This is a genomic window from Paraburkholderia sp. SIMBA_030 (genome assembly GCF_046535245.1).
GTDB lineage: Bacteria > Pseudomonadota > Gammaproteobacteria > Burkholderiales > Burkholderiaceae > Paraburkholderia.
The window spans coordinates 1-15,546 of record NZ_JAWRXB010000017.1; the positions used below are offsets into that span (position 1 = coordinate 1).

9 protein-coding genes and 1 pseudogene are annotated in these 15,546 nt (G+C 61.5%); 7 read left to right on the forward strand and 3 right to left on the reverse strand.

Features of this window, described 5'->3' with window-relative positions; genetic code table 11:
• Positions 1–118: 118 nt before the first annotated feature.
• The 3 genes and pseudogenes from SB772_RS26635 to SB772_RS26645 form a co-directional block, all read left to right on the forward strand.
• Positions 119–528, forward strand: a pseudogene (locus tag SB772_RS26635) (fasciclin domain-containing protein); the annotation flags it as partial.
• Positions 529–707: 179 nt separating this feature from the next.
• Positions 708–995, forward strand: a complete 288-nt coding sequence (locus SB772_RS26640; protein ID WP_410836171.1) for a hypothetical protein — start codon at positions 708–710, stop codon at positions 993–995.
• A gap of 237 nt (positions 996–1,232) precedes the next feature.
• A complete protein-coding gene (locus tag SB772_RS26645) occupies positions 1,233–1,931 on the forward strand; it encodes an SDR family NAD(P)-dependent oxidoreductase (protein ID WP_410836172.1) in 699 nt (232 codons plus the stop codon).
• A 370-nt stretch (positions 1,932–2,301) separates the two neighbouring features.
• On the opposite strand, the gene SB772_RS26650 is transcribed toward SB772_RS26645, so the two are convergent.
• Both SB772_RS26650 and SB772_RS26655 read right to left on the reverse strand, forming a co-directional pair.
• Complete coding sequence (locus SB772_RS26650; protein WP_410836173.1) at positions 2,302–2,634, reverse strand: hypothetical protein; 333 nt, start codon at positions 2,632–2,634, stop codon at positions 2,302–2,304.
• A gap of 581 nt (positions 2,635–3,215) precedes the next feature.
• Positions 3,216–3,677, reverse strand: a complete 462-nt coding sequence (locus SB772_RS26655; protein ID WP_410836174.1) for a hypothetical protein — start codon at positions 3,675–3,677, stop codon at positions 3,216–3,218.
• A gap of 771 nt (positions 3,678–4,448) precedes the next feature.
• Here SB772_RS26655 and SB772_RS26660 point away from each other — a divergent pair.
• The 4 genes from SB772_RS26660 to SB772_RS26675 all read left to right on the forward strand — a co-directional run bounded on the left by SB772_RS26660 (position 4,449) and on the right by SB772_RS26675 (position 13,656).
• Positions 4,449–5,285: an IclR family transcriptional regulator gene (locus SB772_RS26660; protein WP_410836175.1), complete on the forward strand. Its 837-nt coding sequence runs from the start codon at positions 4,449–4,451 to the stop codon at positions 5,283–5,285.
• A 484-nt stretch (positions 5,286–5,769) separates the two neighbouring features.
• A complete protein-coding gene (locus tag SB772_RS26665; protein ID WP_410836176.1) occupies positions 5,770–7,191 on the forward strand; it encodes an MdtA/MuxA family multidrug efflux RND transporter periplasmic adaptor subunit in 1,422 nt (473 codons plus the stop codon).
• A gap of 18 nt (positions 7,192–7,209) precedes the next feature.
• Positions 7,210–10,332 carry an MdtB/MuxB family multidrug efflux RND transporter permease subunit gene (locus SB772_RS26670; protein ID WP_410836177.1) on the forward strand — a complete coding sequence of 1,041 codons (3,123 nt, stop codon included), beginning with the start codon at positions 7,210–7,212 and terminating at the stop codon, positions 10,330–10,332.
• A 3-nt stretch (positions 10,333–10,335) separates the two neighbouring features.
• Positions 10,336–13,656 carry an efflux RND transporter permease subunit gene (locus SB772_RS26675; protein ID WP_410836178.1) on the forward strand — a complete coding sequence of 1,107 codons (3,321 nt, stop codon included), beginning with the start codon at positions 10,336–10,338 and terminating at the stop codon, positions 13,654–13,656.
• A gap of 1,162 nt (positions 13,657–14,818) precedes the next feature.
• Here SB772_RS26675 and SB772_RS26680 read toward each other — a convergent pair.
• Positions 14,819–15,382, reverse strand: coding sequence for a peroxiredoxin (locus tag SB772_RS26680; protein ID WP_410836179.1), 564 nt, complete (start codon positions 15,380–15,382; stop codon positions 14,819–14,821).
• Positions 15,383–15,546: the final 164 nt, after the last annotated feature.

The window sequence follows — 15,546 nt, forward strand, 5'->3', positions numbered from 1 at the left end:
TCAAATCGAAAATGATGGGCACCACTTTGATGTCGGTTCTCGCCGTCGTCTACGACGGTCGTCGTGAGGCGCTTACTCTGCCGCGGTATCAGGCGCCTTTGCTGCCAGTGACACAGTCATGGTCGGCGGTCAGGCTATGTACTCGAGCAAAGACATCGTAGACAACGCGGACAACTCGGTCGACCACACCACGCTCGTTGCTGCGGTCAGAGCCGCAGGTCTCATCGAGACGTTAAAGAGTCCAGGCCCGTTCACGGTGCTAGCACCGACGAACGAGGCCTCTGCTGCATTGCCCGCAGGTACGGTCGATACGCTCGTCAAGCCTGAAAACAAGACGATGCTGACCAGCAGCCTGACATACCACGTCATTCCGGGGCGCTATGATTTCCGCAAGCTCGACCGGGCCGTCAAGTCGGTGGCGGCAAGGCGGAACTGAAGACAGTCAATGGAGAGGAACTGACATTCACGGAGAACGGTCCGCACAACATCGTAGCGATGGATGCCAGTGGCCACATTGCCGACATTTCTCAGTCATTTTTGGTGCCGCCCCACGACCAACCCACATGCCTCGCATCTGGACATAGCAAATATCTGTTCGGCGCAGGGGCAACTGCTTGCGATTCGCCGCTGCGCAATCAGTCAGCCTATAGCGGTACACGAGACTTCGGCACGGCTAACGCACGGGCCTGCATCAAAGGAGAAATATCATGGAAATGTTGACGATGAAAGTTCTGTTCGCGCGTGTCGCTGTCGCGTCACTTTGCGCGTGCGCCGCGACGCTTTCGCAGGCTGGAGGGAATGGCAACGGTGGAAATGGCAGCGGCGGCGCTCACGGTGCAGCAACCGCAGGGATGACGTATCACAGCGAGCCTGTCTCGAGCCCGTGGAACAGGGTTCCTGGCGACATGAGCAAGAAAGCTGACACAACGAGTGGTATGGGTATGTCCAACATGACGCCCGAAGACAGCACCATGTCGGCAAAGACTGTTCAGTAAAAACTTGCAGCATTGCCGGCGCCAGACGTTTCATAGTCTGCGCGCCCGGCCGTGTCGTCGAGCTTTGCTCCGTCAGGCGCGGTGAACCGCTCCCCGCATTGCGCTTCCTGCGAGCACAGGTGCACATCAACGCGGACTCCGGCGAGCGACTACAATCAGCGAGGCGTGGCGCGAACAGGTACTCACGGCACGGCGTACGCCGCCGCGACATCGGTCCCTGCTTAATCTGGAGGAGTTATGAGTCGAACTGAGACTGCTTTGGTTGTAGGCGCGGGAAAGGGATTGAGTGCTTCGCTCGCGCGACTGTTTGCGGCAGAGGGTATGCAGATTGCGCTCGCTGCCCGCGACCCCAGCAAGCTGACAGACCTCGTCGACGAGACGGGCGCTCTCGCCTTGAATTGCGACGCGAGTCGAGCGGACGATGTTAAAACACTCTTTAACCGCGTAGAGAACGCGTTCGGCGTTCCTGACCTCGTTGTCTACAACGCGAGCGGCCGCTATCGCGCGGCAGTCGAAGCCGTCGAACCAGGGAAGCTTGAGGATGCCCTCAAGGTGACCGCAATCGGTGGTTTTCTCGTTGCCCAGGCCGCAGCCGTTCGAATGCTGGCGCGCGGCAACGGCACCATCCTCCTGACCGGCGCCACTGCCAGTGTGAAAGGGCTACCCGGTTCGACGCCATTTGCGATGGGCAAATTCGCTCTGCGAGGGATGGCTCAATGCATGGCGCGAGAACTCGCCCCACAGAATATTCACGTGGCGCATTTTGTCATCGACGGCGGCATCGCCAGTAGTCGGGCGCAACCAGACGACGGCAGCACTGACGACAAGTGGCTGGACCCAGACGCGATAGCACAGGAGTATCTCCATATCCATCGTCAGCACCGCAGCGCGTGGACATGGGAGGTCGAACTGCGACCTTGGGTCGAAAAGTTTTGACGAGCTTGTCGGCTCAAGAATGAGGAAGGCGTCGACTCCACATTGGCGCCATCGGCTTCATCCACCATCTCCGCGGCAGCTCAAGAACCGTCAATGTTTTGGTTCTGAGTTCGACGCCCTCTTCTCTGCCATGACGGCGACTGAGGAGCGATGAGAACCATAAGCAGTGTGCAGTTCGCATCGTCGCACAGTCCCGTGGCGCATGACGGTTACCCTGCCTCTGACGAAAGCAGTCGGTGTCTGACCGACTGCAATTCGTGAGCACAGCACGCGAGCATCTGGGTTCACGTAAGGCAGACGGCCAGAAAAATAGCGCTTTCGGACGGACTGCCGCGACCGCTTTCGATGCTGACGACGCGCGTGGGTCTGCTCATGCACCAGCACCGCCGGTTGGGTCCGGACGGAGTGGCGTCGGCAGGAGCGGCGACGGTCCCCACATCTCAACCTTGAAATTGGTCGCGAAGGTCCGTAATTCCTGCTCGAGCGCGCGCCATGGCCCGTCTGCGAACGTCGCCCAGTCGATTGTAGACCTCCAGCAGGTGGTCGTTCGAATCTGCGGGGCGCCGAGCATATTCCGGTTCGCGCGAAGTTCGACCAGACCTGGCTGCTGCACAATCGTTTCCGCCGCCTTCCTGGCCCAATCGGCGTAAGACTCCAGATTCACGCCTGGCTGCAGGTCGTACGTATTCGTCACCTCTATCATGGACGTCTCCTCACCGATGGAGTTGGGTTCCGGCAGGCACATGCCCACTGCCAGTTCGCCGGTATGCCAATGCGCCGCGTCTCTGATACTGCCTTCGTTCGCCCCAGCGGGTCAAGCAGCGCTTCCATGACAAAACATCGAACTTGCTCCCGGAGACGGCCGGAAATGGGACACTTGGCTTCTCGTCGATTGATACGGACACGGAAGCTGAGTTGGTAGGGATGCACGTCTGCGCCTCGAGCGAGCGACCACCGGACCGCAATTCGTTGAACCGCAGCGCAAATCGGCCTCGACTCGCCGAATCACATTGCGTACCTCATCGCTAAACCTGTTTTCATGGAGCCAAGTGGTGTTGAGCCCCATCGGTGCGGTTTCCCGCCGCGCTGGGTTGAACCGTGCCGTGGCAGCAGCCCGAGCAGTTGCAGTCAGGCAGCGGTGGCAATAGGAAGCTGAAAGAAGCGCGGTAGAAGCATCACGGAGTCGAAGACCCAAGTTGCAAACGCAACGGTCGCCGGCTTTAGGTCTGAGCACCGTCTCGCCGTAGCCGTTGACGACGCTCGCGTGCATCGCGACTCCCGAGCTTATCCCCACATTTTGTTGGCAAGGGTGTGGACAACATGAGCGCACGTAGCCCAAGTGCCTGACGGTGAACGACTATCCATCCCCGTCGCAGGTGTGAGCGCTTCGTCCAGCATCGACAGCGGCGGCCCATCATAGCGCTCCGCGCTGCCTTCAATCTTGCACAGGTAAGTCAATGCCGCAGGGTCGTCCATGTATTCGCCGTTGTAAAAGGAGATTGTCAGTTCAGGTGGTTCGGTTTGTCCGGGTTCCACTTCTGTGTGCTCCGCTTCAGTGTGCGTCTCGAGGAACGCCTTTGCCTCGACCCGTTTTATGGATTTGTACTCGAGCACTTCCGATATTCGAATGCTTCCGTCCGGCTGCGCCGTTAACTTGCCATTGGAGATAAGCGTGGCCACGTGCGAGCGCGGCACAAATAGCAGTTGCGCCGCTTCCGGTATCAAAATGAATTCTTTATCTGGCATCGTCACAGTTCCGAAGGTTGGTATTCGTCGGCCATCCGTTCGAGCTCACGGTTGCTCGCGCTGCGGCCAGCAATCGCCCAGCGATACCTTGGACGCGTTGGCGCGGGTGGTAGGCATTGAAACCTGGCAATTGCTGGTTTGATACCGGCAAGAAACCCACCGTAGGGCGAATTAAGTAACTTCTGAACGGGAAAGTCGGCTCGGACTGACGACCCGCACATCGACCTCGAGGGTAATGGGCAAAAGACCCAGAATTGCTGCGGCGCAGCAGCATAAATCCGAAACCTGCAGACTTTGTTGCACGCAAAGGGGCGTTTTATCAATGCCGCAGACTTTGTTGTGCCGCCATAAGGATAAAAAAAAAGGCGTCACGTTGCCGTGACGCCTTAAAAAGTTCTAGCCATTCCGAGGGCCGTGCTAGAACCTGAGAGACGGTATTTCGAAAGTTTGCCCGGCAACGCGGGCAGGAACAGCGCGGACAACTGGACACAATGCGGACAGCGACGCGAACACGTTTGGCTCAAAACTTGAAATTCTCGAATACCAAACCATCTTTCGAAATAAGATTCCATTTTTTATGGTTATGCTGACTAAGTCAAGCAAAATTTGGACGGTCTCCATTCGTCTCGGAAAAATATTCCGATACAATGAATCTTCAGATGAAAAATGGACGCTAGGCCCCATAAAGGGTCCGTCGGCAGACGAATATTGCCGGATGGGCGCTAATAGCGCGTGATCAAATAAATTGAAATACAGTTCCAAAAAAACGACATGACCCGACCGAGGCTTTCCCAGACTGCTGTCGACCCAGCCAGGGAGAAAGAGGGCTCGGGAGACGAAGTCACCGCGCTGGCACGCGGCTTGACCGTGCTGCGCTCGATCGCGGCCGCTGACGCGCCGCTCAGCAACCGCGAACTGACCGAACTCACCGGCATTCCGAAACCGACCGTCTCGCGGATCACGGCCACGCTGGTCAGCGCGGGCTTCCTGTTCCGTTTACCGGACAGCGAACGTTTCGTGCTGACATCGTCCGTGCTGGAACTGAGCAACGGTTTTCTGCGCAATTTCGACATCCGGGCCCGCGCGCGGCCATTCCTGATCGAACTCGCCGAACGCACCGCCCTGTCGGTGCACCTGGCCGTGCGCGACCGCCTCGACATGGTGGTGATCGACGCAATCCGGCCACGTTCGGCGGTGCTGGTGTCGCGCCTCGAAATCGGCTCGCGGATGAATCTGAGCCGCACCGCCATCGGCCGCGCCTATCTCGCGGCGCTCGCCGAACCGGAACGGGAAAAGCTGCTGATCGGCTTGCAAGCCGCTGAAGGCGACGATTGGGGTCACGTGAGCAGCCGGCTGGAAGCCGCGCTGCAAGAAACCACCGTGCAAGGCTTCGCTATCGCGACGGGGGAATGGTACGACGGCCTGAACGCGATCGCGGCGGGTTTCATCGGCCCATCGGGCGAACGCTATGCGGTTAACTGCGGCGGTTCGGCGGACCAGTGTCCGCGCGACTGGCTGGTGGCGCGCGCGGCGCCGGCGCTGCTCGAATGCATCTCGAAAATCGTCCTCGAAATCGGCGGCACGCCTGGGCGCCGCCTCGACAACTAAGCCGCGTCGAAGCGCCTCAACCAAAGCCCGGCGCATTCTGTAACCTGCGTAATCAAAAGAAAAATACACGGGTGGACTGTTACAGAGCACGCGACGTAGGATCATGCTTTCCCGTCGCGGGGCGCTGCCCGGGAGTGCCGCTGCAGGGTTGCTGCCGAGGGGGCTGAATGAGGCCCGCTTGCAACGGTATCCGGCGCGCGCGGTACCTTACCGGCAACGCGGCCGCGGTATGCGCGGATCGCTGCAGCGATCCGGCTCATTGCACAGGCCGATAGCGGCCCGGCCGACCTGTCACGATAGTGCACCGCGTGAACATCTTTGGATAACATCTTTGCCCCGCGTCTCGGGTAGCATCGCGCTGAACAAGCGCGGCGCCCCCGCTGTCGAAACCGCCTGTTACGCTGCGTGCGTGCCGAGCCGCCGAACTGTCGAAGCAGCCCGTCACCCAGCGGCCCACATTCAAGCCTGCCACCTGACCGAACCGATGGACGAACAACAAAAGCATTCGGAAACCTCACGCCCTGCCGCTCCGGCTTCCCAACCGGGTTCGCAACCGCCCGCCACCGACCAGCCGACCGGAGCGCCCACTGACGCCCCCGGCGTGGTGCGGCGGCATCGCGGCCGCACCATCGCACTGGTCGTCGGGGCGCTGGTGATCCTTGGGTTCGTGCTGTGGCGCTGGCATCCGTGGGGCGGACCGGCCGGCAGCGCCAGCGCGGCTGCCGGAGCGAGCGGCGCAAGCAGCGGCCGCGCAGGTCGCGGCGGCCATCCCGGCGGCATGGCCAACCTGCCGCAGCCCGTTCACGTCGCTACCGCCACGCAAGGCGAGATGCCGGTCGTGCTGAACGCGCTCGGCACGGTCACGCCACTCGCCAATGTGACCGTGCTGCCGCAATTGAGCGGCGTGCTGCAGGACGTGTATTTTCAGGAAGGCCAGATGGTCAAGAAGGGCGACGTGCTCGCGCAAATCGACCCGCGTCCGTATCAGATCTCGCTCGATAACGCGCAAGGCACGCTGGCGCGCGACGAGGCGCTGCTGCAAACCGCCCGCCTCGACCTGAAGCGTTACCAGACCCTGCTCTCGCAAGACTCGATCGCAGCCCAGCAGGTCGACACGCAAGCCTCGCTCGTCAGGCAATACGAAGGCACGGTGAAGTCCGACAAGGCCAACATCGATACCTTCAAGCTCGACCTGGTCTACGCGCGCATCACCGCGCCGGTGTCGGGGCGAGTCGGTTTGCGCCAGGTCGATCCGGGCAACTACGTGACGCCGAGCCTGACCACCGGCATCGTCGTGATCACGCAGCTGCAGCCGATCAGCGTGATCTTCACGACCTCCGAAGACAACCTGCAGCAGATCCTCCAGCAAACACAGTCCGGCGCGAAGCTCTCGGTCACCGCTTATGACCGCAGCAACACGACCTCGCTCGAAGGCGGCACGCTCGAAACGCTCGACAACCAGATCGACACCACCACCGGCACGGTCAAGCTGCGCGCGATCTTCCAGAACACCAAGAACCTGCTGTTTCCAAATCAGTTCGTCAACACGCGCTTGCTGGTGAGCACGATCAAGGACGCGGTAATCGTGCCGACGCCGGCCGTGCTGAACGGCTCGATGGGCCAGTTCGTGTACGTCGTGAAATCGGACAACACGGTGACGGTGCGACCGGTCAAGATCGGTCCGGTCGACGGCGAGCGCACCAGCATCAAGTCGGGCCTGCAAGTCGGCGAGCGCGTCGTGATCGACGGTTCGGACCGCCTGCGCGAAGGCGCGAAGATCACGATTCCGGCCGACAAGCCGCGCGGCGCCTCGGGCGCCCGCGGCGCGAGCGGAGCGGCCGCGGCGTCGGGTGCATCCGGCGCACGCAGGCATCACGGCAGACACCCGGCGCAAGCCTCGCAATAAAGGCATGGCAATTACCGCATGAATCCATCCCGCGCCTTTATTCTGCGTCCCGTCGGCACTGCCCTGCTGATGGCGGCGATCATGCTGGTCGGTCTCGTCGCGTTGCGCTTCCTGCCGCTGTCCGCGCTGCCCGAGGTCGACTATCCGACGATCCAGGTGCAGACCTTCTATCCGGGCGCGAGCCCGGAGGTGATGACTTCATCCGTCACCGCACCGCTCGAACGGCAGTTCGGGCAGATGCCGTCGCTGAATCAGATGTCGTCGCAAAGCTCGGCCGGCTCGTCGATCATCACGTTGCAGTTCAGCCTCGATCTGCCGCTCGACATCGCCGAACAGGAAGTCCAGGCCGCGATCAACGCAGCGGGCAACCTGCTGCCGTCCGACCTGCCCGCGCCGCCGATTTACGCGAAGGTCAATCCAGCCGATGCGCCGATCCTCACGCTGGCGCTCACGTCGAAAACGCTGCCGCTCACGCAGGTGCAGGATCTCGCCGACACGCGCCTCGCGCAGAAAATTTCGCAGGTCGCGGGCGTGGGTCTGGTGAGCCTGTCGGGCGGGCAACGCCCGGCCGTGCGGATTCAGGCGAACCCGCGCGCGCTCGCCGCCTACGGTCTGAATCTCGACGACCTGCGCACCACCATTTCGAACCTGAACGTCAACACGCCGAAGGGCAATTTCGACGGCCCCACGCGTAACTACACGATCAACGCGAATGATCAGCTGACCGACGCCGACGCTTACAAGAGCGCGGTGGTCGCGTACAAGAACGGCCGCGCGGTGATGTTGACGGACGTCGCCACCATCGTGCAAGGCGCGGAGAACACCAAGCTCGGCGCGTGGGTCAACAACACGCCGGCGATCATCCTGAACGTGCAGCGCCAGCCCGGCGCGAACGTGATCCAGGTGGTCGACAGCATCAAGGCGCTCCTGCCGCAGTTGCAGCAGGCGCTGCCCGCCGCGCTCGATGTCGAGATCGTCACCGACCGCACCACCACGATCCGCGCGTCGGTGCGCGACGTGCAGTTCGAACTGCTGATGTCGGTGGTGCTGGTGGTGCTGGTGATGTACCTGTTCCTCGCCAACATCTACGCCACGATCATCCCGAGTCTGTCGGTGCCGCTGTCGCTGATCGGCACGCTTGCGGTGATGTACCTGTGTGGCTTCTCGCTCGACAACCTGTCGCTGATGGCGTTGACGATCGCGACCGGTTTCGTGGTCGACGACGCGATCGTGATGATCGAGAACATCGCGCGATATGTCGAAGAAGGCGAATCGGCATTAGAGGCCGCGTTGAAGGGCTCGAAACAGATCGGCTTCACGATCATTTCGCTGACGGTTTCGCTGATCGCCGTGCTGATTCCGCTGCTGTTCATGGGCGACGTGGTCGGGCGGCTCTTCCACGAATTCGCGATCACGCTCGCGGTGACGATCGTGATCTCGGCGATCGTCTCGCTGACGCTCGTACCGATGATGTGCGCAAAGCTCCTGCGCCACACGCCGCCGCCCGAGAGCCACCGCTTCGAAGCCAAAGCGCATGCGTTCATCGATTACGTGATCGCCCGTTATGCCGTCGCGCTCACGTGGGTGCTGAACCGGCAACGCTCGACGCTGTTCGTCGCGGTGCTCACGCTGGTGCTGACCGGCGTGCTGTATGTGTTCATTCCGAAGGGCTTCTTCCCGGTGCAGGATACCGGCGTGATCCAGGCGATCACGCAGGCGCCGCAGTCGGTGTCGTATGCGTCGATGGCCGAGCGGCAGCAGGAACTCGCCGCGCAGATCCTGAAAAACCCGGACGTGGAAAGCCTGACCTCGTTCATCGGCGTGGACGGCAGCAACATTACGCTCAACAGCGGCCGCATGCTGATCAACCTGAAGCCGCGCGACGACCGCAAGCACACCGCGAGCGACGTGATCCGCCAGTTGCAGCAGGACGTCGCGCATATTCCCGGCGCGTCGCTATACATGCAGCCGGTGCAGGATCTGACCATCGATTCGACGGTCAGCCCGACACAGTATCAGTTCATGCTTACCGATCCGAACATCGGCGAATTCGCCACGTGGGTGCCGAAGCTGGTCGACCGGCTGAAGCAGTCGCCCGAACTCGCCGACGTGGCCACCGACTTGCAGGACAACGGCCAGTCGGTCTACATCGAGATCGACCGTGCCACCGCGTCGCGTTACGGCATCACGCCCGCCACCGTCGATAACGCGCTGTATGACGCGTTCGGCCAGCGCATCATCTCGACCATCTTCACGCAGTCGAACCAGTACCGCGTGATTCTGGAAGCGCAACCGCAGATCCAGCACTACACCGAATCGCTGAATGCGATCTACCTGCCCTCTTCCACGTCGTCGGGCGGCCAGGTGCCGCTGTCGTCGATCGCGAAGTTCGTCGAGAAGCCCGCGCCGCTGCTGGTCACGCATTTGAGCCAGTTCCCTGCCACCACCGTATCGTTCAACCTCGCGCCCGGTTCGTCGCTCGGCGCGGCGGTGAAAGCGATCGCTCAGGCGGAGAAAGATATCGGCTTGCCTGCATCGTTCCAGACGCGCTTCCAAGGCGCGGCGCTGGCGTTCCAGGCGTCGCTCTCGAACGAGCTGTTCCTGATTCTGGCGGCGATCGTCACGATGTATATCGTGCTCGGCGTGCTGTACGAGAGCTTCATCCATCCGATCACGATTCTGTCGACGCTGCCATCGGCCGGGGTCGGCGCATTGCTGGCGCTGCTGATGAGCGGGCATGATCTCGACATCATCGGCATCATCGGTATCGTGCTGCTGATCGGTATCGTGAAGAAGAACGCAATCATGATGATCGACTTCGCGCTCTATGCCGAGCGCGAGGAAGGCAAGCCGCCGCGCGAGGCGATCTACCAGGCGTGTCTGCTGCGCTTCCGGCCGATTCTGATGACCACGCTGGCCGCATTGCTCGGCGCGCTGCCGCTGATGCTCGGCACCGGCGCGGGGTCGGAATTGCGCCGGCCGCTCGGTATCGCGATTGCCGGCGGGCTGGTCGTGAGCCAGTTGCTCACGCTGTTCACGACGCCGGTGATCTATCTCGCGTTCGATTCGCTTGGCCGCCGGGTGCGCGAGCGCTTCAATCGCGGCCGACCTGTGCCGCCCGCCACCGATGCAGGGAGCTGAGCGATGAACCTGTCGCGTCCGTTTATCTCCCGCCCGGTCGCCACCACCTTGCTGGCGATCGGCATTGCGCTGTCCGGCATTTTCGCGTTCACCAAGCTGCCGGTCGCGCCGCTGCCGCAGGTCGATTTTCCGACCATTTCGGTGCAGGCAACGCTGCCGGGCGCGAGTCCGGACACGGTGGCGACCAGCGTCGCGAGTCCGCTCGAGCGCCATCTCGGCACGATCGCCGACGTGACCGAGATGACCTCGCAGAGTTCGGTCGGCTCGACGCGGATCACGCTGCAATTCGGTCTGAACCGCGACATCGACGGCGCCGCGCGCGACGTGCAGGCGGCCATCAACGCCGCGCGCGCCGATCTGCCGGCGAGCCTGCGCAGCAACCCGACGTATCACAAGGTGAATCCCGCCGACGCGCCGATCCTGATCCTGGCGCTGACATCGAAGACGCTGACCGCCGGCCAGTTGTACGACTCGGCGGCCACCGTGTTGCAGCAGTCGCTGTCGCAGGTGGGCGGCGTCGGCGAAGTGGATGTGAGCGGCTCCGCCAACCCGGCGGTGCGCGTGGAACTGGAACCGCAGGCGCTGTTCCACTACGGCATCGGTCTCGAAGACGTGCGCGCGGCGCTCGCCTCGGCGAACGCGAACAGCCCGAAAGGCTCGATCGAGTTCGGCCCGAACCGTGTGCAGATCTATACCAACGACCAGGCCAGCAAGGCGGCACAGTATCGCGACCTCGTGATCGCGTATCGCAACGGCGCGGCGGTGAAACTTTCCGACGTGGCTGAAGTGGTCGATTCGGTCGAGGATCTGCGCAACCTCGGCCTGTTCAACGGCAAGCACTCGGTGCTGGTGATTCTGTACCGCCAGCCGGGCGCGAACATCATCGAAACCATCGACCGCGTGACTGCGATGCTGCCGCAGTTGCACGCATCGCTGCCCGCCGACGTCGACATCGCGCCGGCCGCCGACCGTTCCACGACGATCCGCTCGTCGCTGAAGGACACCGAGCGCACGCTGATGATCGCGGTGGCGCTGGTGGTGATGGTGGTGTTCCTGTTCCTGCGCAACTGGCGCGCAACGCTGATTCCGAGCGTCGCCGTGCCGATTTCGATCATCGGCACCTTTGCCGCGATGTACCTGCTCGGCTTTTCGATCGACAACCTGTCATTGATGGCGCTAACGATCGCGACCGGTTTCGTGGTCGACGACGCGATCGTGGTGCTGGAAAACATCTCAAGGCATATCGAGAATGGCGTGCCAAGCATGCAGGCCGCATTTCTCGGCGCGCGCGAAGTCGGCTTCACCGTGCTGTCGATCAGTATCTCGCTGGTCGCCGTGTTCCTGCCGATCCTCTTGATGGGCGGCATTGTCGGGCGGCTGTTCCGCGAGTTCGCGCTGACGCTTTCGCTGGCGATCGCGGTGTCGCTGCTCGTCTCGCTCACCCTCACGCCGATGATGTGTTCGCGCCTCTTGCGCGAGCCGCACGAGCGGAAGGAAGAAGGACGATTGGGACGCTGGCTCGAACGCGGCTTCACGTCGCTGCAGCACGGCTATCAACGCACGCTCGGCTGGGCGCTGCTGCATCCGCGCCTGATCGTGACGATCCTGCTCGCGACCATCGGCCTGAACATCTGGCTGTACATCATCGTGCCGAAGGGCTTCTTTCCACAGCAGGACACGGGCCGGCTGATCGGCGGCATCCAGGCCGACCAGAGCACGTCGTTCCAGGCGATGAAGGGCAAGTTCTCGGAAATGATGGAGATCGTCGGCAGGAATCCGGCGGTGGACAGCGTAGCCGGTTTCACGGGCGGCCGGCAGACCAACTCCGGCTTCATGTTCGTGTCGCTGAAACCGAAAAGCGAACGCAAGATATCCGCCGACCAGGTGATCCAGCAACTGCGCGCCCCACTCGGCGAGGTGGCCGGCGCGCGGACTTTCCTGCAAGCGGTGCAGGACATTCGCGTCGGCGGCCGGCAATCGAATGCGCAGTATCAGTTCACGCTGCTGGCCGATTCGACCGCCGATCTGTACCTGTGGGGACCCAAGCTCACCGAGGCGCTGCAAGCGCGCCCCGAACTCGCCGACGTGAATTCCGACCAGCAGCAAGGCGGTCTCGAATCGATGGTGACGATCGACCGCGCCAGTGCCTCGCGCCTGGGCATCGAGCCGGCGCAGATCGACAACACGTTGTACGACGCGTTCGGCCAGCGCCAGGTATCGACGATTTACAACCCGCTGAACCAGTATCACGTCGTGATGGAAGTCGCGCCGAAGTACTGGCAAAGCCCCGAGATGCTGAAGCAGATTTACATCAGCACCTCGGGCGGCAGCGCGAGCGGCGCGCAGACCACCAACGCGCCGGCCGGCACGGTAACGTCGAAGGCGACCACGTCGACCTCGTCTTCGACGAACGCGTCGACAGGTGGCACGGCGGGCACGACTGCATCGAGCGCGGCGAGTATTGCCGCCGATTCCGCGCGCAACCAGGCGATCAATTCGATTGCGGCGAGCGGCAAGTCGAGTGCTTCGTCGGGTGCGGCCGTATCGACCTCGAAGGAAACGATGGTGCCGTTGTCGGCGATAGCGAGCTTCGGACCGGGGAATACGCCGTTGTCGGTCAATCACCAGAGCCAGTTCGTGGCATCGACGATTTCGTTCAATTTGCCGCCGGGCGTGTCGTTATCGATGGCGACCAAAGTGATTTACGACACCATGGCGCAGATTGGCATGCCGGGGACGATTCACGGCAGTTTCCAGGGGACGGCCCAGGCGTTCCAGCAGTCGCTGTCCGACCAGCCGATTCTGATTCTGGCCGCGTTGGCGGCGGTGTATATCGTGCTTGGGGTGTTGTATGAGAGTTATATCCATCCGTTGACGATTTTGTCCACTTTGCCTTCGGCTGGCGTTGGGGCGCTGCTTGCCTTGCTGTTGTTCAAGACTGAGTTCAGCATTATCGCTTTGATCGGGGTGATCCTGCTGATCGGCATCGTGAAGAAGAACGCCATCATGATGGTCGACTTCGCTATTGAAGCCTCCCGGCAGGGGTTGTCGTCGCGCGATGCGATTTTTCAGGCCTGTTTGCTGCGGTTTCGGCCGATCATGATGACCACTTGCGCTGCCCTGCTGGGGGCGTTGCCGTTGGCTTTTGGACGAGGGGAAGGGGCGGAACTTCGGGCGCCGCTCGGTATTGCTATTGTGGGCGGGTTGATTGTCAGTCAGATGCTCACTCTATATACCACGCCGGTGGTTTATCTTTATATGGATCGGATTCGAGTTCGATGGGAGTCGAGGAAGGCCCGGCGGACCGGGATCGCTCCTTCCTGATTTTTGCTTTTGGCGGCGGTGTTGTTCTGTGCGCCTGCGGTGGCGGCCTTTGTTTTTTGCCTATGCGGCGCTTCTTATCTGTTTGCCTGCGGTGTTGGCCTTTCCTTGTTTTGTTATTGGTTTATCAGCGTTCCCCCTGTGCTGTTTGCCTGCTCGGCGCTTTGGTTGTTGTGCCTGCGGTGTTGGCCTTTCCTTGCTTTGTTATTGGTCTATTAGCGTTCCCCCTGTGCGGGGGAGCACCTACTTTTCTTTGCCGGCCGCAAAGAAAAGTAGGCAAAAGAAAGCGGCTCACACCGCTAATTCTTAAGCGGGTCCCCTGGCTTGGAGGAGGTAGTGGAGCATCTGGAATCGGTGTCCTCGCACATTCCGCGCTGGTGACAAGGCAGTCATTTTTCCGGCGGCGCTGCGCGCGCCGTAGCGGTACTTCTTAAAACCGATGGGGCGTGTGCGCCTCCGGCATTATTCTTCCCGCCTCGCACAGCGTGCTCGCGGGAATGGTCTGCAAGGGAAACCAGAGGCTTCGTTTGTGCGCGGTGGGGGCCATCGGCTTCGCCTCGGCGAGGCGCTGAATGGTGGATGTGCGGGCTACTTCGGCAACCGTGAATTACAAGCCACCTCGCCGAACAAAACGCAGCCGCGAATTACATCAGCACAGCAAAGACAAGCCGTTACGCTTGAACAGCCGCAGGCACCGGAAGCGCCCAAGGGACCCAACGAACCCGCCGGGTTTGTGAAGTACCACTACGGCGCGCGCAGCGCCGCCGGAAGGATGACTGCCTTGTCACCCGCGCGGAGTGTGCGAGAACACTGATTCCAGATGCTCCACTACCTCCTCCAAGCCAGGGGACCCGCTTAAAAGCTGGCGGTGTGAAGCCGCTTTCTTTTGCCTACTTTTCTTTGCGGCCGGCAAAGAAAAGTAGGTGCTCCCCCGCACAGGGGGAACGCTAATAGACCAATAACAAAGCAAGGAAAGGCCAACACCGCAGGCACAACAACCAAAGCGCCGAGCAGGCAAAAAAACCAAATCTCAACGCCGCAGGCACACAATCGGCATCGCAAACTCACAGGCAAGGCAGCAAAAAATCACCTTGGCAAGGCGCAGCCCCAAACCTCAGGGCAAAGAACTATTTCGAAAAATGCGCTGGCGCGCGCACTCCAAACCCTATGGCTGCTTATGCGTCGCCGCCCAATCCTTCACCGCCTTGAGCGTGTTCTCGACGTGCTTCTCCGGCGACAGACTCGTGTACTCATAGATGATCTTGCCGTCTGGCGCGACCACGTACGACACGCGATTGGCCATCGAACCATACATCGGCATACCGGCGTCGTACTTGCCGATAACCTTCGAGTCGGCATCCGCGGCTACCGGGAATTTGCTGCGGCATTCGCTGACCGAAAACTTCGTCAACGTGGCGATGTTGTCGTGCGACACACCGATCACCGTCGCGCCATATTTCTTGTACTCATCGACGGCTTCGGCAAACTCGTGGGCTTCGATCGTGCAGCCCTTCGTGAAGGCCGCCGGATAGAAATAAACCACCACGGGTCCTTTCTTCAACTCGTCGGCAAGTGAATAGGTGTAGGTCTTACCGCCCAGCGATGCCTGCGCGGTGAACGCCGGCGCTGCATCGCCCGGCTTGAGCGTCGCCGACGCCGTCAGCGAATACATCGCGAATCCCACCGACAAGACGGCAGCAAGTGCCACCGGCATGAATGTCCTCTTCATCTGCAGTCTCTCCAAGCGTTAATGCACGCAGAGCGTGCAATGAGCCAAGCGGTGCGGCGTTCATCAGAACACCGCTCACCCCTCTTCCGCTATTGGACCACGTCCGGGCCAAGTACGTCAGAACCGCCATGCAGCAGACGCACGCGCCAGCACTCGCAACCACG

Bases quoted from the DNA above. Each gene is read 5' to 3' on its own strand.
- SB772_RS26665 (WP_410836176.1), top strand. From the start codon at position 5,770: ATGGACGAACAACAAAAGCATTCGGAAACCTCACGCCCTGCCGCTCCG.
- SB772_RS26680 (WP_410836179.1), bottom strand. From the start codon at position 15,382: ATGAAGAGGACATTCATGCCGGTGGCACTTGCTGCCGTCTTGTCGGTG.
- SB772_RS26655 (WP_410836174.1), bottom strand. From the start codon at position 3,677: ATGCCAGATAAAGAATTCATTTTGATACCGGAAGCGGCGCAACTGCTA.
- SB772_RS26670 (WP_410836177.1), top strand. From the start codon at position 7,210: ATGAATCCATCCCGCGCCTTTATTCTGCGTCCCGTCGGCACTGCCCTG.
- SB772_RS26675 (WP_410836178.1), top strand. From the start codon at position 10,336: ATGAACCTGTCGCGTCCGTTTATCTCCCGCCCGGTCGCCACCACCTTG.
- SB772_RS26660 (WP_410836175.1), top strand. From the start codon at position 4,449: ATGACCCGACCGAGGCTTTCCCAGACTGCTGTCGACCCAGCCAGGGAG.
- SB772_RS26645 (WP_410836172.1), top strand. From the start codon at position 1,233: ATGAGTCGAACTGAGACTGCTTTGGTTGTAGGCGCGGGAAAGGGATTG.
- SB772_RS26650 (WP_410836173.1), bottom strand. From the start codon at position 2,634: ATGATAGAGGTGACGAATACGTACGACCTGCAGCCAGGCGTGAATCTG.
- SB772_RS26640 (WP_410836171.1), top strand. From the start codon at position 708: ATGGAAATGTTGACGATGAAAGTTCTGTTCGCGCGTGTCGCTGTCGCG.